The 19,441-nt window shown below is 60.6% G+C and carries 20 protein-coding genes; 9 read left to right on the top strand and 11 right to left on the bottom strand.

Features of this window, described 5'->3' with window-relative positions:
- Nucleotides 1–180 precede the first annotated feature (180 nt).
- From xerD to ffh, 6 genes are all read right to left on the bottom strand, one after another.
- Nucleotides 181–1,077, bottom strand: a complete 897-nt coding sequence (gene xerD / locus ACA053_RS05155) for a site-specific tyrosine recombinase XerD (RefSeq protein WP_429533491.1) — start codon at nt 1,075–1,077, stop codon at nt 181–183.
- A gap of 134 nt (nt 1,078–1,211) precedes the next feature.
- Entirely contained in the window at nt 1,212–1,562 is a 351-nt protein-coding gene (rplS, locus tag ACA053_RS05150) for a 50S ribosomal protein L19 (RefSeq protein ID WP_003175895.1), read from the bottom strand.
- Between the two features lie 45 nt (nt 1,563–1,607).
- A complete protein-coding gene (gene trmD, locus ACA053_RS05145) occupies nt 1,608–2,381 on the bottom strand; it encodes a tRNA (guanosine(37)-N1)-methyltransferase TrmD (protein WP_154503229.1) in 774 nt (257 codons plus the stop codon).
- Nucleotides 2,363–2,899: a ribosome maturation factor RimM gene (rimM, locus tag ACA053_RS05140; RefSeq protein ID WP_008014731.1), complete on the bottom strand. Its 537-nt coding sequence runs from the start codon at nt 2,897–2,899 to the stop codon at nt 2,363–2,365. Before rimM ends, trmD begins: the two co-directional genes overlap by 19 nt.
- A gap of 5 nt (nt 2,900–2,904) precedes the next feature.
- The gene (rpsP, locus tag ACA053_RS05135) at nt 2,905–3,156 is read right to left on the bottom strand and encodes a 30S ribosomal protein S16 (protein WP_007944872.1); all 252 of its coding nucleotides are present in this window, start codon (nt 3,154–3,156) and stop codon (nt 2,905–2,907) included.
- A 250-nt stretch (nt 3,157–3,406) separates the two neighbouring features.
- Nucleotides 3,407–4,783 carry a signal recognition particle protein gene (gene ffh / locus ACA053_RS05130; protein ID WP_017340267.1) on the bottom strand — a complete coding sequence of 459 codons (1,377 nt, stop codon included), beginning with the start codon at nt 4,781–4,783 and terminating at the stop codon, nt 3,407–3,409.
- Between the two features lie 210 nt (nt 4,784–4,993).
- On the opposite strand from ffh, the gene ACA053_RS05125 reads away from it, so the two are divergent.
- The 3 genes from ACA053_RS05125 (at nt 4,994) to ACA053_RS05115 (ending at nt 8,772) form a co-directional block, all read left to right on the top strand.
- The gene (locus tag ACA053_RS05125) at nt 4,994–5,806 is read left to right on the top strand and encodes a cytochrome C assembly family protein (RefSeq protein WP_109628138.1); all 813 of its coding nucleotides are present in this window, start codon (nt 4,994–4,996) and stop codon (nt 5,804–5,806) included.
- Nucleotides 5,807–5,818: 12 nt separating this feature from the next.
- A complete protein-coding gene (locus ACA053_RS05120; protein ID WP_497394670.1) occupies nt 5,819–7,054 on the top strand; it encodes a transporter associated domain-containing protein in 1,236 nt (411 codons plus the stop codon).
- 401 nt (nt 7,055–7,455) lie between these two features.
- Nucleotides 7,456–8,772, top strand: a complete 1,317-nt coding sequence (locus ACA053_RS05115) for an MFS transporter (RefSeq protein WP_109628136.1) — start codon at nt 7,456–7,458, stop codon at nt 8,770–8,772.
- Between the two features lie 114 nt (nt 8,773–8,886).
- On the opposite strand, the gene purT is transcribed toward ACA053_RS05115, so the two are convergent.
- The 5 genes from purT to ACA053_RS05090 all read right to left on the bottom strand — a co-directional run bounded on the left by purT (nt 8,887) and on the right by ACA053_RS05090 (nt 12,254).
- A complete protein-coding gene (purT, locus tag ACA053_RS05110; protein ID WP_461957368.1) occupies nt 8,887–10,068 on the bottom strand; it encodes a formate-dependent phosphoribosylglycinamide formyltransferase in 1,182 nt (393 codons plus the stop codon).
- A gap of 99 nt (nt 10,069–10,167) precedes the next feature.
- Nucleotides 10,168–10,635: a 7-cyano-7-deazaguanine/7-aminomethyl-7-deazaguanine transporter gene (locus tag ACA053_RS05105; RefSeq protein ID WP_109628135.1), complete on the bottom strand. Its 468-nt coding sequence runs from the start codon at nt 10,633–10,635 to the stop codon at nt 10,168–10,170.
- Nucleotides 10,636–10,862: 227 nt separating this feature from the next.
- Nucleotides 10,863–11,078: a DUF1289 domain-containing protein gene (locus tag ACA053_RS05100; RefSeq protein WP_109628134.1), complete on the bottom strand. Its 216-nt coding sequence runs from the start codon at nt 11,076–11,078 to the stop codon at nt 10,863–10,865.
- Nucleotides 11,075–11,599 (bottom strand): gamma carbonic anhydrase family protein, encoded by a 525-nt coding sequence (locus tag ACA053_RS05095; RefSeq protein WP_007954617.1) that lies wholly within the window; start codon nt 11,597–11,599, stop codon nt 11,075–11,077. The genes ACA053_RS05100 and ACA053_RS05095 overlap by 4 nt, the downstream gene beginning before the upstream one ends.
- A gap of 55 nt (nt 11,600–11,654) precedes the next feature.
- The gene (locus ACA053_RS05090) at nt 11,655–12,254 is read right to left on the bottom strand and encodes a CoA pyrophosphatase (protein WP_109628133.1); all 600 of its coding nucleotides are present in this window, start codon (nt 12,252–12,254) and stop codon (nt 11,655–11,657) included.
- A 146-nt stretch (nt 12,255–12,400) separates the two neighbouring features.
- Between ACA053_RS05090 and ACA053_RS05085 the strand changes: the two genes are divergently transcribed.
- From ACA053_RS05085 to ptsP, 6 genes are all read left to right on the top strand, one after another.
- Complete coding sequence (locus ACA053_RS05085; RefSeq protein ID WP_109628132.1) at nt 12,401–12,952, top strand: NUDIX hydrolase; 552 nt, start codon at nt 12,401–12,403, stop codon at nt 12,950–12,952.
- A 68-nt stretch (nt 12,953–13,020) separates the two neighbouring features.
- Nucleotides 13,021–13,524 carry a L,D-transpeptidase family protein gene (locus ACA053_RS05080; RefSeq protein ID WP_109628131.1) on the top strand — a complete coding sequence of 168 codons (504 nt, stop codon included), beginning with the start codon at nt 13,021–13,023 and terminating at the stop codon, nt 13,522–13,524.
- A gap of 503 nt (nt 13,525–14,027) precedes the next feature.
- Nucleotides 14,028–14,759, top strand: a complete 732-nt coding sequence (locus ACA053_RS05075; RefSeq protein WP_010463034.1) for a GntR family transcriptional regulator — start codon at nt 14,028–14,030, stop codon at nt 14,757–14,759.
- Nucleotides 14,760–14,779: 20 nt separating this feature from the next.
- Nucleotides 14,780–15,886, top strand: a complete 1,107-nt coding sequence (gene nagA, locus ACA053_RS05070) for an N-acetylglucosamine-6-phosphate deacetylase (RefSeq protein ID WP_497394669.1) — start codon at nt 14,780–14,782, stop codon at nt 15,884–15,886.
- Entirely contained in the window at nt 15,867–16,889 is a 1,023-nt protein-coding gene (locus ACA053_RS05065; protein WP_497315783.1) for an SIS domain-containing protein, read from the top strand. Before nagA ends, ACA053_RS05065 begins: the two co-directional genes overlap by 20 nt.
- A gap of 35 nt (nt 16,890–16,924) precedes the next feature.
- Entirely contained in the window at nt 16,925–19,441 is a 2,517-nt protein-coding gene (gene ptsP, locus ACA053_RS05060) for a phosphoenolpyruvate--protein phosphotransferase (RefSeq protein WP_497394668.1), read from the top strand.

Genomic DNA, 19,441 nt, shown 5'->3' with positions numbered 1-19,441 from the left:
CCTGAAGACGGACAAATGGGACGATCAGAACGCCCGTGCCGAAACACAGGGTCATAACCGCCCATCGTGCAAACCGGCAAAGCCTACCACATAAGGCCCCTGTGGCCGAATGCGGGTGATACAACCATGTCTGACTGACACCCCTCGCCACAGTCAGCATTTCAATTTCAGGAACTGGGTTCAGCCGCGCGGGTGATGTTTGGCGTGCAGATCCTGCAAGCGTGCGCGGGCGACGTGGGTGTAGATCTGGGTGGTCGACAGGTCGCTGTGGCCGAGCAGCATTTGCACCACCCGCAGGTCAGCGCCGTGGTTGAGCAGATGTGTGGCGAAAGCGTGGCGCAAGGTATGCGGCGACAGCGACTTGCCGATCCCGGCGACCTTGGCCTGGTGCTTGATGCGGTGCCAGAAGGTCTGGCGGGTCATCTGATCGCCGCGCTGGCTGGGGAACATGACATCGCTGGGACGCCCGCCGAGCAGTTCCTGGCGGCCATCGCGCAGGTATCGCTCGACCCAGACAATCGCCTCTTCGCCCATCGGCACCAAGCGCTCCTTGCTGCCCTTGCCCATCACCCGCAGCACGCCTTGACGCAGATTGACCTGCTCCAGCGTCAGGCTGATCAACTCCGTCACCCGCAAGCCGCACGCGTAAAGCACTTCGAGCATGGCGCGGTCCCGTTGGCCGATGGCTTCGCTCAAGTCTGGTGCCTTCAGCAGCGCTTCCACGTCCGCTTCCGACAGAGATTTAGGCAACGGCCTACCCAGTTGGGGCATATCGACGCGCAAGGTCGGATCGACGGCGATCAGCTTTTCTCTTAGCAGATAACGATAAAAGCCACGCACACCGGAGAGGAATCGCGCCGTTGAACGGGGTTTGTAATTTTGCTCCAGACGCCAGGCCAAGTGATCGAGGATCAGCTCGCGCCCTGCGTTGATCAGTTCCAGGCCCTTGTCCTGCAGCCAGCCGTTGAATAAGGCCAGGTCGCTGCGATAGGCATCGCGGGTGTTATCGGACAGGCCTTTCTCCAGCCAGAGAGCGTCGAGGAATTGGTCTATCAGGGGATGATCGATGGCGGGCATAGAGGCTCAGGCAAGACAGGTAACGACTGGACAGTCTTTCATAGCGCGCCCGCCTGCGGAACCATTGCACGTATAAATCGCAGGCAACAAAAAAGCAGCCCGTAGGCTGCTTTTTTTTGCATCGGAAGCTGGACTTAAGCCAGTTTTTCCTTGATGCGAGCTGCTTTACCGGACAGGTCACGCAGGTAGTACAGCTTGGCTTTACGTACGTCACCGCGACGTTTAACGGCCATGCTGTCGATTTGCGGGCTGTAGGTCTGGAAAGTACGCTCTACGCCAACACCGTTGGAGATTTTACGAACGGTGAAAGCACTGTTTACGCCGCGGTTACGCTTGGCGATAACAACACCTTCGAACGCTTGCAGACGCGAACGGTCGCCTTCCTTCACTTTCACCTGAACGACAATGGTGTCGCCCGGGGCAAAGGTAGGGATCTCTTTGGTCATCTGCTCTGCTTCGAGTGCAAGGATGATTTTGTTAGTCATGCTGTGCTCCTAAGGTAGATCGTCGGATCTACCATCGATACGTTGTTAACTATCGTCCCGCTCGCGGATGTATTCCTCGAGCAGCTTCTTCTCTTCTCCAGAAAGCGAGCGGCTTTCCAGAAGATCGGCGCGTCGTTCAAAGGTCCTACCAAGGGACTGCTGTAAACGCCAACGCCGGATATGCGCGTGATTGCCACTTAGCAACACGTCGGGAACACGCTGATCCGCATACACCTCCGGTCGGGTGTAGTGCGGGCAATCCAGCAAACCATCCGTAAAGGAATCTTCCTCGGCGGAGTCCGCATGCCCTAAAGCTCCAGGCAGCAGTCGTGTAACCGCATCAATCAGGACCATCGCCGGCAGCTCGCCGCCAGACAGTACATAGTCGCCAATCGACCACTCTTCATCGACATGAGCTTCAATAAAACGCTCGTCAATGCCTTCATAGCGGCCGGCAATCAGGATCAATGCATCCAGATTCGCCAACTCGCGTACCGCCGACTGAGTCAGTTGACGGCCTTGGGGGGACAGGTAAATTACCTTCGCCGCCTCCCCGGCTGCTGCCTTGGCCTGAACCAGAGCATCTTCCAGGGGCTTGATCTTCATCACCATGCCCGGGCCACCGCCAAATGGGCGATCGTCCACAGTGTGATGTCGATCCGTCGTGTAGTCTCGCGGATTCCAACAGGTGAGCTGCAACAGCCCCTGTTTCACCGCACGACTGGTGATGCCGTACTCGCTGATGGCGGAGAACATCTCGGGAAACAAACTGATCACTTCTACGCGCAAGTTAGCCACGCTTAGAAGTCCGCATCCCATTCCACCTTCATCTCGCCTGCGGCAAGGTCGACGGCCAACACGCATTGCTCCGTATAGGGCAACAGGCGTTCGCGATCATCCAGGCTGCCAGCGCAAGGCTTGACCACCATTACATCATTGGCGCCGGTTTCCAGAAGATGATCGATTTTCCCGAGCAATTGCCCGAGTTGATCAATAACCTTCAGACCTTCCAGCTGGTACCAGTAGTACTCGCCGTCGGTCAATTCAGGGAACAGGTTGCGCGGCACGCAGATCTCATAACCGGCCAGAAGACGAGCTTCTTCACGATCATCAAGACCCTTGAGCTTTGCGACCAGGAACTTGTCGTTCCCGCGTCCACTGACCAGCTCGACCTGTTTCACATTGCCTTCGCGCTTGAGCGTCCAGGTTTTGTACTGCAACAGGTTTTCAGTCGGATCAGTAAAGGAATAAACCTTCACTTCGCCGCGAACGCCGTGAACAGAGTAAATCTTGCCGATAACGATCAAATCATCAGCAACAGCAGGCGTCGCGTTCATATTGCTCAGGCCGCAGCCTTAGCAGCGTCCTTCAACAACTGAGCAACACGCTCAGAAGGCTGTGCACCAACGCTCAGCCAGTAGGCTACGCGCTCTTGGTTCACGGACAGGCGGACTTCTTGACCACGAGCAACAGGGTTGAAGAAACCAACCTGTTCCTTGTGCGAACCGTCGCGCGGGTTGCGGCTGTCGGTTACGGTCAAGTGGTAAAACGGGCGCTTTTTGGAGCCGCCAAGGGCAAGACGGATTGTTAGCATGTGAACATCGTTCCTGTAGTCGGTGCTGCAAATCTAAAGGCACAGCGGGCATAGGTGCCCGAAAGGCCGCATATTCTAAGGAATATCCGGACTTTTGCAAATGACTTTTTCCGACGGCCTTTCGGTCGCCATCAAGATTTGCTATAGAGCCGTCGTTGAAAACGGCCAGTCAGCTCCCGCCAAGTGCGGGTTTGCTGTTGATCCCACGTCCCTGTGGGTTAGCGTCGACATAGATGCCGGCGCGAATTCTTTACATTTTCGGCATGCCGCCGCCGGGCAACATACCGCCCATGCCGCGCATCATTTTGGCCATTCCGCCTTTCGCGGAGAATTTCTTCATCATCTTCTGCATCTGCTTGTGCTGCTTGATCAAGCGACCGATGTCCTGCACCTGGGTGCCGGAACCCATGGCGATCCGGCGTTTGCGCGAACCGCTGATCAGCTCAGGGTCGCGGCGCTCGGCCGGGGTCATGGAATTGATGATGGCTTCCATCTGCTTGAATTGTTTCTCTGCCGCGCCCTGGGCATTGCCCATTTGCGCCAGGTTCACGCCGCCGATGTTCGGCAGTTTGTCCATAAGGCCGCCAAGGCCGCCCATGTTCTTCATCTGTTGCAGCTGATCGCGGAAGTCTTCGAGGTCGAAGCCCTTGCCCTTCTTCAGCTTCTTGGCCAGTTTGTCGGCCTTGTCCTTGTCGAGGGTCGCTTCGGCCTGTTCGATCAGGCTGAGCACGTCGCCCATGCCGAGGATGCGCGAAGCGATACGCTCAGGGTGGAACGGTTCGAGCGCTTCGCTCTTCTCGCCCATACCGATGAACTTGATCGGCTTGCCGGTGATGGCACGCACCGACAGGGCGGCACCGCCACGGGCGTCGCCGTCGACCTTGGTCAGGATCACACCAGTCAGCGGCAATGCGTCGCCGAAGGCCTTGGCCGTGTTGGCAGCATCCTGGCCGGTCATGGCGTCGACCACGAACAGGGTTTCGACCGGGTTGATCGCGGCGTGCAACGCCTTGATCTCGCCCATCATCTCTTCATCGATATGCAGACGACCGGCGGTATCGACGATGACCACATCAATAAACTTAAGCTTCGCTTCTTTAATAGCCGCTTGCGCGATCTCGACCGGCTTCTGGCTCAGGTCGGACGGGAAGAAGGTGACGCCGACTTCACCGGCAAGCATTTCCAGCTGCTTGATCGCCGCCGGACGGTAAACGTCCGCGGACACGACCATGACCGACTTCTTCTTGCGCTCTTTAAGGAAGCGCGCAAGTTTGCCGGCGGTAGTGGTTTTACCCGCGCCCTGCAAACCGGCCATCAGCACGACGGCTGGCGGAACGGCGCTCAGGTTCAAATCTTCGTTGGCGGCGCCCATCAGGCTTTCGAGTTCGGCCTGGACGATCTTCACGAAGGCCTGGCCCGGCGTCAGGCTGCGTGACACCTCGGTGCCGACGGCGCGCTCCTTGACCGAATTGACGAAGTCTTTCACCACCGGCAAGGCGACGTCGGCTTCGAGCAACGCCATGCGCACTTCGCGCAGGGTGTCTTTGATGTTGTCCTCGGTCAGCTTGGCCTTGCCGGTGACATGGCGCAGCGTCTGCGAGAGACGGTCGGTTAAGTTTTCAAACATTGCGCGATCCTTTCAGGCCCTGTGTAGACCGGGATAATGGCGGCCCAGACCGGAATAAACATGTGCTCGGCGAGCCTGCGGCGTGGGCAGGTCGCGGATTATAGCGAAGACTGCGTCTGGCGGACACCTCGTCGTCAGGTTGCATGGTCTTTCGTGCTGCGGGGGTTCTATGCCAAACTCAGCGCCTTTCGGGCTTGCCTAACAGGATTTATGCTCCCCTTGTCACCCAGTTTGCTGACTACCCTCGCCGCCGCCTGCTTATATGCCGCTGCGACTATCTATCAAGGCACTCGTCTGGCCACTGGCGCCAAGGCGAACAAACGCCTGCTGGTCACGCTCGGCGTGCTTGCCGTGCTGGCTCACAGCGCCAGCCTGTTCACCCACCTGCTGACACCAATCGGCCTGGGCCTGGACTTTTTCAGTGCTGCCAGCCTGATTGCCGCAGCGGTCATCGCCCTGACCCTGCTGGCTTGTTCGCGGATACCGGTGGAGAACCTGCTTATATTGCTGTTCCCGCTCGGTGCCGCCACGGTGCTGCTTGCACAGTTCGCCCCCGCAGGCACGGTGCAGGTCATCGATGAAGAGCCGGGCATCCTCGCGCACATCCTGCTATCGATCCTCGCCTACGGCATGTTCACCATCGCGATGTTTCAGGCCTTGTTGCTGCTGGTCCAGGACCACCAGCTCAAGCACAAGCACCCATCGGGGCTGATCAAGAACTTCCCGCCGCTGCAAACCATGGAAAGCCTGCTGTTTGGCTTTCTCTGGGCCGGCTGGACCCTGCTGTCGCTGTCGTTGCTGTCCGGCTGGCTGTTCGTCGACAACCTGTTTGCCCAGCACCTGGTGCACAAAACCCTGCTGGCTTGCCTGGCCTGGATCGTCTTCAGCGTGCTGCTTTGGGGCCGTAACCGCCTCGGCTGGCGCGGACACAAGGCCATTCGCTGGACCCTCGCCGGTTTCTGCCTGCTGATGCTGGCGTACTTCGGCAGTAAGCTGGTCCGTGAATACATCCTGCACATCTGACGGGCGGCATTAATGGACGACTTGCCCATAGGGCCGATGCTCGCGGTAGTGGCCCTGCTGATTTTATGGTCGGGGCTGTTTACCGCCATCGAAACGGCGCAACAGCACTTGCTGGCGCAACGAACCGCCTCGCGCTCCGGCGACAAACCGGTCGCGAAACTGAGCTTCCCGATCAACAGCCTGATCTTCTGCAATACCCTGTGCCGCGCTCTGGCCGTGGTCATCAGCACCTTGCTGGCGATTTTCATCTGGGCAGAAAACGGGCCGTGGGTTGCCTGCCTGGGTGCCGGGGCCGCGCTTCTGGTGTTCGCCGATTACCTGCCGCGCACCCTCGCCGTGCGCTATCCCGACGCAGTCCTGGCCCTGGGCAACACGTTGCTCGGCGCGCCACTGAAAATCATCTACCCGGCCGCGTGGCTGCTCAACGGCTTCACTCAACTGCTGATGCGACCGTTTGCCCGCAAAGTCAAAGTGGTGCAACAGAGTGAAGACGAAGCCCCGAACGACCGTAAAGACGAGCTCGATCAAGCCGTCTGCCGCCCACACCCGCTGTCGGGCATCCATGCGCTCGACAACATCACGGTCAACGACATCCTGGTGCCGCGCAGTGACGTCGACGGGATCAACCTCGACGACTCCCTGGAAGAGATCATCGAGCAATTGCGCAACAACAAGCGCACCCGCCTGCCGGTGTTCCACAGCGACATCAACCAGGTCGAAGCGGTGCTCAACACCCGGCAGATCCGCCATATGCTGCCCAACGCGAGCCTGACCCTCGAAGCGCTGCTGGCCGCCAGCCACGAACCGTACTTCGTGCCGGAAAGCACGCCGCTGCAGTTGCAACTGCTGAATTTCCACAAGCAGCAGCGACGACTGGGCATGGTGGTCGACGAGTACGGCGAAGTGCTCGGCATCGTGACCCTGGAAGACATTCTCGAAGAAATCGTCGGCGAATTCGAAAGCCAGCACAGCCTGGAAAACCCGCACATCCACCCGCAGGCCGATGGGCGCCTGATGATCGAAGGTGCCGCGTCGATTCGCGAATTGAACAAGAGCCTGGGCTGGCACCTGCCCAGCGACGGTCCTAAGACCCTCAACGGTCTGGTGACCGAGGCGCTGGAGACGATTCCGGACAGTGCGGTGTGCCTGAAGATCGGGCGTTATCGGCTGGAGATTCTGGAGACGGAAGACAATCGCGTTACTCAGGTTTTGATCTGGCATACCAGCTCGGTGCCAGTCGTTATCTAAACCCTGACACCCGACCTGTGGCGAGGGAGCTTTCTCCTGCTGGACTGCGAAGCAGGCCCGATAACAGACGCAGCGACCATCCTGAAGAACGCATCCAGCCATTTGCGGCCGCTGCGCGCCCGAGCGGGAGCAAGCTCCCTCGCCACAAAAGCCATCACTCTGCCCGCGACACTTGTTTGATCGTTAGCCACCTTCCTATAATCGAATCCGCTTACCCAAGCCCCGCCGGGCCACGTGCTTACCCCGCACGCAGCAGGTTCCGGCCAGACCATCGGCAATTTCCACACTACACCGACGACTGTTCCTACCTTAAACAGCGGCCGCGCCTCACTCCCACATCCCTGGGTGTTCGACCATAATAATTCGCTCCACTGGGGCACATGACTGTCAGGGATAACCGCATGACGACCAGCACGACTTATACCGAAACCACGCCTGCGCAACCGACGAACTCCGCCACCCGCGTGGCGACGGCGAGTTTTATCGGCACGGCCATCGAGTTTTACGACTTCTACGTCTACGCCACCGCCGCTGCGCTGGTGATCGGTCCGGTGTTCTTTCCGCAGACCTCCGGCACCGCCCAGATGCTGTCGGCGTTCCTCACCTTCGGCATCGCCTTCCTCGCACGACCATTGGGCTCGGCGCTGTTTGGCCACTTCGGTGACCGCATCGGGCGCAAATCGACACTGGTCGCTTCGTTGCTGTTGATGGGCGTGTGCACCACGCTGATCGGCGTGCTGCCGGGTTACGACAGCATCGGGGCCTGGGCGCCGATCCTGCTCTGTGTGCTGCGTTTCGGCCAAGGCTTGGGGCTGGGCGGTGAATGGGGCGGTGCGGCGCTGCTGGCGACGGAGAATGCGCCCAAAGGCAAACGCGCCTGGTTCGGCATGTTCCCGCAGCTCGGTCCGTCGATCGGATTTCTGGCGGCGAACGGCTTGTTCCTTACCTTGGCGATGACCCTGGATGACGAGCAGTTCCGCTCGTGGGGCTGGCGGATTCCGTTCCTGCTCAGCGCCGCATTGGTGATGGTGGGTTTGTATGTTCGACTGAAACTCCACGAAACCCCAGTGTTTGCCAACGCCATGGCCCGTCAGGAGCGCGTAAAGATCCCGCTGGTCGAGCTGTTCAGCCAGTACTGGGCGCCGATGCTGTTGGGGGCCGGGTCGATGGTGGTGTGCTACGCGCTGTTCTACATCTCGACGGTGTTTTCGCTGAGTTATGGCGTGGCGACACTCGGCTACAGCCGCGAAACCTTCCTCGGCCTGCTGTGCTTCGCCGTGTTGTTCATGGCCGCCGCGACGCCGTTGTCAGCCTGGGCCAGCGACCGTTACGGGCGTAAACCGGTGCTGATCATTGGCGGCGTGCTGGCGATTCTGTCGGGGTTCTTGATGGAACCGCTGCTGACCCAAGGCTCGACCTGGAGCGTGGCGCTGTTCCTGTGCATCGAGCTGTTTCTGATGGGCGTGACATTTGCACCGATGGGCGCGCTGCTGCCGGAGCTGTTTCCCACGCATGTGCGCTATACCGGCGCGTCGGCAGCCTACAACCTGGGCGGCATCGTCGGGGCCTCGGCGGCGCCGTTCTTCGCGCAGAAACTGGTAGCAATGGGCGGTTTGAGTTATGTCGGCGGGTATGTGTCGGGGGCGGCGGTGTTGAGCTTGATTGCGGTGCTGTGCCTGAAGGAGACGCGGCATAACGATCTGAATCGGGTTGCCTGAATCAGAAGCATCGCCAGCAGGCTGGCTCCCACATGGAAATTGGGTGTACACAAAATTTGTGACCAACCAATAACTCTGTGGGAGCTAGCCTGCTAGCGATTGCCGCCCCTCGGTTTACAGCTCTACAACAACAGCCTGAGAAGCACGGGTCGCTTTAGCCCGGGCAGCCTCGATCGACTCATCCCGCGCCAACGCCACGCCCATCCGGCGCTGGCCATTGACCTCAGGCTTACCGAACAGACGCAACGCCGTATCCGGCTCGCTCAACGCAGCACCGAGGTTGGCGAAAGCGGTCTGGGTCGACTGCCCTTCCACCAGAATCACCGCCGAAGCCGATGGTCCGAACTGGCGGATCAACGGAATCGGCAGGCCCAGGATCGCCCGTGCGTGCAGCGCGAACTGCGACAGGTCCTGAGAAATCAGGGTCACCAGACCGGTGTCATGCGGACGCGGCGAGACTTCGCTGAACCACACCTGATCACCTTTGATGAACAGCTCGACACCAAACAGGCCACGACCGCCCAGGGCTTCGGTGACGGCTTTGGCAACACGCTCGGATTCAGCCAGGGCAATCGGGCTCATGGCTTGTGGCTGCCAGGATTCCTGATAGTCGCCCTTCTCCTGACGGTGACCGACTGGCGCGCAGAAGGTCGTACCACCGACGTGACGTACGGTCAGCAAGGTGATTTCGTAGTCGAAGTCGATAAAGCCTTCGACGATCACGCGACCTTTACCGGCACGGCCGCCTTCTTGTGCGTAATCCCAAGCGGTTTTCACATCATCGGCGCTGCGCAGCAGGCTCTGGCCTTTGCCCGACGAACTCATGACTGGCTTGACGACACACGGGAAGCCCAGGTCCTGGACGGCTTTGCTGTAGTCCTCGAAGGTGTCGGCGAAATGGTACGGCGAGGTCGGCAGGTCCAGCTCTTCAGCGGCCAGACGACGGATGCCTTCACGGTTCATGGTCAACTGCGCGGCGCGCGCGGTCGGGATCACGGTGAAGCCTTCGGCTTCCAGTTCCACGAGGGTTGCGGTGGCGATGGCTTCGATTTCCGGCACGATGAAGTGCGGCTTCTCGGCTTCGATTACGGCACGCAGGGCGGCGCCGTCGAGCATGTTGATCACATGGCTGCGATGCGCAACTTGCATGGCCGGCGCGTTGGCGTAACGGTCGACGGCAATCACTTCAACGCCCAGGCGTTGCAGCTCGATCACCACTTCCTTGCCCAACTCACCACAGCCACACAGCAATACGCGGGTCGCGGTTGGCGACAATGGAGTTCCGATACGGGTCATCTCAGGTCCTCAAGAAGCGGATCATCGAGGGATGCAGCGCCACGCGCGCTTCCCATGGGGAGAAAGCGCGGCATTTTACATGAACCGAAGGGTTTGGCTTCAGCTGGCGACGGCCTGTTTGCGCAAGCGCCAGGCCATGATCAGCCACACGACCGTCACGCCCGCGAACTTGGAGCCCATGGCGGTGAGGATCACGGCCGGGGTGAAGGCGTCGATCATGCCGAAGAAGATAAACGTATCGAGGGGAATGCTCAGGGCCGAACTTATCCACAGGCGATCGTGCAACGGGCGTTTGGTGATGCTGAACACCAGCCAGTCGATGCACTCGGACACCGCGAACGCCGTGGCGCTGGCCAACGCGATGGACGGATCGGACGTGACATAGGACAGGACCAGCGCCGCGAGCATCGCCGCGATGGCGCCATGGCCGAAGCGAGTTTGCACCATGTCGCGCAGGACAAACACCAACCCGCCCCAGGCCGACCAGATGACGTCCAGGTGCGGGGCGGTGGAAAAGGCGTAATTGATCAGCACGACGCTGCTGATGTAGGCGATCAGGAAGAGCATGGGGTGGCGGGATACCTGTCAATTTGGCGCACAGATTACCATCTCGGGTTTACAAATAACCTGTGGCGAGGGAGCTTGCTCCCGCTGGGTCGCGCAGCGGCCCTGAAGTCAGGGCGCGCGGTGTGTCAGGTTGAATGTGTTTGTCAGCTCTGGGACTGCTTCGCAACCCAGCGGGAGCAAGCTCCCTCGCCACAAAAAACCTCATCAGCCACAAAAGCTCACAAAACTCAGGAATCAGATTTGGAAGGCAACATCCAGATCAACCCACTCGACTTCGCCCGCTCATGACACAACCCCAACACCTTGCGGCGCTCTTCGTTGTCCATCCGGCTCCAGCGCGTGATCTCCTCGACCGTGCGCTGACACCCGGTGCAGATATCATCCTCATCCAGCGCACAAATGTTCACGCACGGCGAAAGAACCGGTCGTTCGGTGGCGTTCATTCTTCCTGCTCAACCAGATCACGGGCATAACGCTGCGAGTTATGCACATAGTGCGCAGCGCTGGCCTCGAGCATCTTCTTTTGCGGCTCGGTCAACTCACGAACCACTTTGCCCGGCGAGCCCATGACCAGCGAACCGTCGGGAATCTCCTTGCCCTCGCCGATCAGTGAGTTGGCGCCGATGATGCAGTTTTTGCCGATCTTCGCACCGTTGAGAATCACCGCATTAATACCGATCAGGCTGTAATCGCCCACGGTGCAGCCGTGAAGCATGGCGTTGTGGCCGATGGTCACGCCGGTGCCGATGGTCAGCGGGTAGCCCATGTCGGTGTGCATAACCGTCCCGTCCTGGACGTTGCTGTTCTTGCCGATCAGGATCAATTCATTGTCGCCACGCAACACGGCGTTGAACCAGACGTTGGCGCCCTCTTCCAGCTTGACCTTGCCCACCAGCACGGCATTGGGTGCGACCCAGCTCTGCGGATGGGTTTCGACGCGGGCGTCGCCCAGGCGATATTTCATCTTGTTTTCCTCAAAGGCTCAGGCAGCCGCGTTTCACGCCATACGAACGATGGCTTCAAGTATTGATGAAGCTTTTGGGTGGGTGGTGCAGGCTGATGTCGGCGTCATAGAGCAGATTGATCAACTCGACGATCATGATCGCCGTCAGGCCCCAGATTTTGTATTCGCCGTAACGATAACTCGGCACGTACCAACTGCGCCCCTGGTAATCGATGCGGTGAGTATGTTCCCGAGGATCCTCGCGGAAGAACTCCAGAGGCACACTGAACACCGCAGCGATCTCGGCATCGTTGGCCAGGTATTCGACAAAATCCGGAATCACCCCGACATAAGGCGTGACCTTGATGCCGTGCAGGGAGATTAGCGGGCTCAGCGGTCCGATCACTTCGACCAGCCCCGGCGGCAAGCCGATTTCTTCTTCGGCCTCCCGTAGCGCGGTGAACACCAGGTCCGGGTCTTCCGGATCGCGCCGCCCGCCAGGGAAGGCGACTTCGCCGCCATGGGTCGAAAGCCCGCTGGCACGCAGGGTCAGAATCAGTTCCGGTTCGTCGCTGCGGGTGATGGGCACCAGCACTGCGGCTTCGGGGAAACGTCGATCGGTTTCCAGGGTACGCGGCGTGTGGTTGCTAACCCGGTGAAGTAGCTCGTCCAGCATGAGTCTTCTCGATTTATTCGCTACCTTGCATCATGCACCAATCACACCGGCCGCCCAACCCCATAACCACTGCATGTCGCTAAACGACAACTTGCCGACAGGCACCGCCGCACGCCAAGATAGGCGCAGCATTCAGGAACCCCCGTATGAAATTTTGCAGTCAGTGCGGCAACCCGGTCACCCAGCGTATCCCCGAAGGCGATTCGCGCCTGCGTTATGTCTGTGACAGCTGTCAGGCGATTCACTACCAGAACCCCAATATCGTCGCCGGTTGCGTGGCGACCTGGGGCTCGAAAGTGTTGCTGTGCCGGCGCGCCATCGAGCCTCGGCTCGGTTACTGGACCCTGCCCGCCGGTTTCATGGAGAACGGCGAAACCATCGAGCAGGCGGCCATTCGCGAAACCGCTGAAGAAGCCTGCGCGCGGGTGCGCAACCTGAGCATCTACACGTTGATCGACGTGCCGCACATTAGCCAAGTGCATGTGTTCTTTCGCGCGGAGCTGGTGGACCCGGATTTTTCCGCCGGTCCCGAGAGCCTGGAAGTGCAGCTTTTCGACGAAGCCGATATCCCGTGGTCCGAGTTGGCTTTCCGCACGGTGGGCCGTACCTTAGAATACTTCTTCGCTGACCGGCGGACCGAGGTCTACCCCGTGCGGTCCGAGTCGATCCCGCCGCTTGTCCAGCCTGCCATCACCTAAAGCTCCTGGCTCCAAAATCACCTATAACTAACTAAATAGTCGCGACACCTTTCAGGGATATCGTTTCAATGCGCTGGTTGCTTGCCGTGTTTTGCTTGTCGTTCGTCGCCCTGTCACAGGCTTCCGTTGCGGAAACCCTGAACGGCAAAGTCATCGAAAAAGTTCTGGTGCTCAAGTCCGCCCATCAATTGCAATTGATCAATGACGGCAAGCCGCTCAAGACCTATCGCATTTCCCTGGGCAGAAACCCGAAAGGCCAAAAACTGATGGAAGGCGATAGACGCACGCCTGAAGGTTTCTATTGGCTGGACTGGCGCAAGGTCAGCGATAAATTCAATCTGTCGATGCACATCTCCTACCCGAACATCAGCGACTCTGCCCGCGCCCGGCGTGAAGGCGTCGAGCCTGGTGGCATGATCATGATCCACGGCACGCCGGACACCGAAGAAAACCCGGAAGATCTGTTCCACACCCTGGACTGGACCGACGGCTGCATTGCCATGCGCAACATGGACATGCGTGAAGTGTGGGGCCTGGTGCCGGATGGCACGATGATCGAGATTCGTCCGTAACCCCCCGGCGTCCCAGACTGGGGAAGCTTTCCCTGACGGGTGAAAAGCCTTTGTGGTGAGGGGATTTATCCCCGTTGCGCTGCGAAGCAGTGCTGAAACCTGCAATTGCATTGGGTCAGGCTCACCGCGTCGACTGAGCCTGCGACTGCTTCGCAGCCGAACGGGGATAAATCCCCTCACCACAGTGGGCCGAGTTGCTTCGGCCTATGAGCGCGACCTTCGGTCGCTCCTCGAAAAATAAATTCAAAAGATCGCAGCCTGCGGTAATGCCTGCCGGGAAGATACCAATCCTCTCGGCAAGCGTTACCGCAGGCTGCGATCTTTGCGCTCAAAATCCCCACCTCTAATACCACTTAAAACCAACGGCCTTCATAACCGGCCAACAGGTCAGGCTTAACTGCGCCAACAGCAAAGTACTGGCATTGACATGGTATTTAAGTGGTATTAATTTCCGGCCATTCGCGGAACACAACACTCCAATATCCGCATCGGACATTCCTGACATGAACGACCTCCAGGCCCTACGCCCTGACGACACCCAGCCCACGCCGTTGTACCTGCAACTGGCGCGCAATCTGGAAGCGGCGATTCATGCCGGCCAATGGAAAGCCGAGCAGGCAATGCCCTCGGAACGCAACCTGAGCGAGTTGCTGGGCATTTCCCGCGTCACCGCCCGCAAGGCGCTGGAAGTGTTGTTCGAGCAAGGCCTGATCCGCCGCAATCAAGGTTCCGGCACATTCATCACGCCACGCCTGGAACAACCGCTGTCGCGCCTCTCGGGTTTCAGCGAAATGCTGCGCCTCAAGGGTTTCGTGCCCGGCTCGCAATGGCTGGAACGCGAGATCACCCCGCCGACCCACGAAGAACTGATCCGCCTGGGCCTCTCGCCCAACGATAAGGTCGCGCGCCTCAAACGCCTGCGCAAAGCCGACGACACGGTGATGGCGATCGAGATGAGCACCCTGCCCGCCTCGATCATTCCCAAGCCGCAAGCGGTGGGCGACTCCCTCTACGAATACCTCGACGGTATCGGCAAGCCGATCGTCCGCGCGTTGCAGCACATCCAGGCGATCAACGCCTCGGACGAATTCGCCGCCCTCGTCGGCATCGCCCCCGGCACCGCCATGCTGCTGATGACCCGGGTCGGCTACCTGGAAGACAACACACCGATCGAAGTCACCGACACCTACTGCCGCAACGACTACTACGACTTTGTCGCAGAGCTTCGCCGCTAATCAAGCAACGAGAACCGATCATGTCCGAAGACAACATCCTCACCGCCCACGGCTGGGTTCGCGGCCGGCTGATTCACGAACACGGCAAGGTCGTGTCCATCGACGGCGTGCCCTGCGAGCCGGCCGACAACGACTTGCCTTATCTGCTGCCAGGCTTCATCGACCTGCACGTTCACGGCGGCGGCGGCAAAGACATCATGGAAGGCGCAACCGCCTTCGAAACCATCAGCAAAACCCACGTGCGCTTCGGCACTACGTCGCTGCTGGCGACCACCATGACCGCGCCGCCGGAAGAGATTTCCAGCGTGCTCAAAGCCGTCGGCGAGTTCTGCGAGCAGCGGCCAACAGGCTGCGCCCGAGTGCTCGGCGTGCACCTCGAAGGCCCGTACATCAACCCCGGCAAACTCGGCGCCCAGCCGAATTTCGCCCACACCGCGTTGATGGCCGAAGTCGAGGAGTACCTGGCACTGGCACCGATCCGGGTGATCACCATCGCCCCGGAAATCGCCGGCCACGATGCCTTGATCCGCACCCTCAGTGCACGCGGCATCCGCATGCAGATCGGCCACACCCTGGGCAGTTACGAGGAAGGCGTCGCAGCGTTGGCGGCCGGTGCCAGCAGTTTCACTCACCTCTACAACGCCATGAGCCCGCTGCATCACCGCGAGCCAGGCATCGTCGGTGCGGCGCTGGCCCACGCCAAATACGCCGAGCTGATTCCAGACTTGCTGCACGTGCATCCCGGCGCCATGCGGGTGGCCCTGCGCGCGATCCCCTGCCTGTATTGCGTCACCGACTCCACCGCCGCTGCCGGCATGCCCGACGGTGAATACAAGCTCGGCAGCCACACGGTCACCAAGTGCCTGGGTGGCGTGCGCTTGCCCGACGGCACCCTGGCGGGCAGCACGCTGACCATGGATCAGGCGCTGCGCAATCTGGTGAAGATCGGTCTGCCGATCGCCGAGGCGTCGCAACGTCTTTCGCAATTCCCCGCCGACTACCTCGGCCTCACCGAACGCGGTCGCCTGCAACCGGGCAGCTGGGCCGACTGCGTGCGGCTGGATCGCTCACTCACACTCACCGCCGTCATGGTCGAAGGAGAAGACATTGACTTCAAAAATGCTTGAAGAGGCGCTGTCCTCGTTCGAGGCCGTGCAAGCCCAATTGCAGCAACTCGACCCGCAGATGCTCGAGATCGCCGGGCGCCTGCGTCGTCAGCCGCCGCAAGTGGCGATGACCGTCGCGCGCGGCAGCTCCGACCATGCCGCCAGTTACTTCGCCTACCTGACCATGCAGCAACTGGGCATTCCGGTGGCGTCGCTGCCGATGTCGGTGGTGACCATGCTGCAAGCACCGTTGAAGGTCAGCGGGCAAGTGGCGTTTGCGTTCTCGCAGTCGGGGCAAAGCCCGGACCTGGTGAACAGCATGCGTCTGTTGCGCAAACGCGGCGCCTTGAGCATTTCCATGGTCAACGCCGAAAGTTCGCCACTGGAAGCGGCCTGCGAATTCAGCCTGCCGCTGTGCGCCGGTACAGAAAGCAGCGTCGCCGCGACCAAGAGTTTTATCGCCACCCTCAGTGCCAGCGCCCGGCTGATCGCCCATTGGAAGGAAGACGTGGAATTGCTGGACGCCGGCAACGCTTTGCCGGAGGGCCTGCGCGAAGCGGCGCAGCAGGATTGGAGCCTGGCCATTGACGCCCTGCGCGATTGCCAGCGTTTGATGGTGATCGGTCGTGGCGCCGGTTTTGCCATCGCTCAGGAAGCGGCCCTTAAATTCAAGGAAACCTCGGCAATTCAGGCCGAAGCCTTCAGCAGCGCCGAAGTGCGTCACGGTCCGATGGCATTGATCGATGAAAACTATCCGCTGCTGATTTTTGCACCACGCGGTGCCGAGCAAGCCGGTTTGCTGAGCCTCGCCGCAGACATGCGCCAGCGCGGCGCTCGCGTTCTGCTGGCGGCACCGGATGACATTGCCGAACGCGAACTCACCCTGAGCTGCGCCGAGCACCCGGTCCTTGATCCGATTCTGGCGATCCAGAGTTTCTACGTCATGGCCGCCGGTTTGGCCGTGGCCCGTGGCATGGACCCGGATCAACCGCGCCATTTGAGCAAAGTGACGCGTACGCACTAAGTCTGCCCCGAACGATTTCCTGATGAGACCGAGCCATGCATAACAACAATAAAGAGCTGACCCTCAGCGCCCCGCTCAGCGGCCCGGTGCTCACGCTCGCCAAAGTCCCGGACCCGGTGTTCGCCAGCGGCGCCATGGGCGACGGGATCGCCATCGACCCGCTGAACGACACCCTTCACGCGCCGTGTGCCGGCGTCGTGGTGCACGTTGCCCGCAGTGGCCATGCCGTCACCTTGCGCGCCGATAATGGCGCGGAATTGCTCTTGCACCTGGGCCTCGACACCGTCGAGTTGCAGGGCGAAGGCTTCTCGATGCTGGTCAAGGAAGGCGCTCGAGTCAGTAACGGCCAGCCGCTGTTGCGCTACGACCTGGACAAGGTCGCGCAGCAATGCAAAAGCCTGGTCAGCCTGATGATCCTGACCAACAGCCAGGACTTTCAGGCGCGGCCCATTACGTTGAAATCGGTGAAAGTCGGCGATCCGCTGCTGCACATCATTCGCCGGTACGCGCCAGGTACGCAGGCTGAAGTTGAGCTTTCAGGTGAAGAGATTGTCGGCCACATTCGCGTCGCCCATCGTGGCGGTCTGCACGCTCGCCCGGCTGCGCTGATTCGCCAGACCGCACAAGGCTTCAAGAGCAAATCGCAGCTGCATTTCGCCGGCAAATCGGCAACCTGCGACAGCTTGATCGGCCTGATGAGCCTGGCCGTCGGCGAGCAGGACGAGGTTCAGGTCAGCTGTCAGGGCCCGGATGCCGAAGCGGCGATGCAAGCGTTGCTGATCGCCTTGTCCACGGCGCTGGCCGAAGACAGCCACGCCGCCGCGCCTGCATCGAATATTCGACGTCAGCGGACGGCCGAAGCCGGCGTGCTGCACGGTGTGTGCGCCGCGCCCGGCCTGGTCGGTGGGCCGTTGTTTCGCTTGAACGCCATCAGCCTGCCGGTGGATGCCGGCAGCCACGACCCCGAGCAACAACTGCACGCCCTCGATACCGCACTGAGCGCCGTACGCTGCGAAATCGACCACACGCTGGCCCAGGCCAGGAAACACAAGAACACTGACGAAGAAGCGATCTTCGCCGCGCACCTCGCCTTGCTCGAAGACCCGGCGCTGCTGGACGCTGCCAACGTCTCCATCGCTCAAGGCATGGCCGCGACGCACGCCTGGAGCCAGTCGATCGACGCGCAGTGCGACGTCCTCCAGCAACTCGGCAGCGCATTGCTGGCCGAACGCGCCAACGATCTACGCGACCTCAAGCAACGGGTGCTGCGTGCCCTGCTCGGCGAAGCCTGGCATTACGACGTACCGGCCGGCGCCATCGTCGCCGCCCATGAACTGACGCCGTCGGACTTGCTGCAACTGAGCGAGCAAGGGGTCGCCGGGTTGTGCATGGTCGAGGGCGGCGCGACTTCGCATGTCGCCATTCTGGCGCGAGGCAAAGGCTTGCCGTGCCTGGTAGCGCTGGGTTCGGCGCTGCTGGATCAGCCGCAAGGCCAAGACGTTGTGCTCGATGCCGACGGAGGTCGTCTCGAATTGACACCGACTGCTGAACGCCTTGCCGAGGTGCATCAGGCACAACTCGATCATCAACAACGCCGCGCACTTCAACAATCTCAGGCTCACACCCCGGCACTGACACTCGACGGTGTGCACATCGAAGTCGCCGCTAACGTTGCCTCCAGCGCAGAAGCGGCCGATGCGCTGGCCAATGGCGCCGATGGCGTCGGCCTGCTGCGCACCGAGTTTCTGTTTGTCGACCGCAACACCGCACCGGACGAACAGGAACAACACGTCGCCTATCAAGCCGTGCTCGATGCCATGGGCGACAAGTCGGTGATCATCCGCACCATCGACGTCGGTGGCGACAAGCAACTTGATTACCTGCCGCTGCCGGTCGAGGCCAACCCGGTACTCGGCTTGCGCGGTATTCGCCTGGCTCAGGTGCGGCCAGAATTGCTCGATCAGCAACTGCGCGCGCTGCTCCACGTCAGCCCGCTGTCGCGCTGCCGGATCCTGTTGCCGATGGTCACCGAGGTCGATGAGCTGTTGCACATCCGTCAGCGCCTCGACGCGCTGTGCACTGAACTCGGTGTGAGTGAGCGTCCCGAACTGGGCGTAATGATCGAAGTCCCGGCCGCCGCATTGCTGGCCGAGCAGCTTGCAGAGCATTCGGACTTCCTGTCGATCGGCACCAACGACTTGTCGCAATACACCCTGGCGATGGACCGCGACCATGCGGGTCTCGCCTCTCGCGTCGACGCGATGCATCCGGCGCTGCTGCGACTGATCGCCCAGACCTGCGCCGGTGCGGCGGTGCATAACCGTTGGGTCGGCGTCTGCGGTGCTCTCGCCTCTGATCCGCTGGCCACACCCGTTCTGATCGGCCTGGGCGTCAGCGAGCTGTCGGTGAGCCCGGTGCAGATCGGTGAAATCAAGGACCGCGTGCGCCACCTCGATGCTGCCGAATGCCGGCGTATCAGCCACGGCCTGCTCAAGCTGAGCAGTGCCGGCGCGGTGCGTCACGCCTGTCACCAGCAATGGCCTCTGAGCTGA

This window comes from Pseudomonas sp. LBUM1672, from assembly GCF_059695655.1.
Note: the sequence above shows the minus strand (reverse complement) of the source record. Positions and strands in the feature narration are given on the sequence as shown.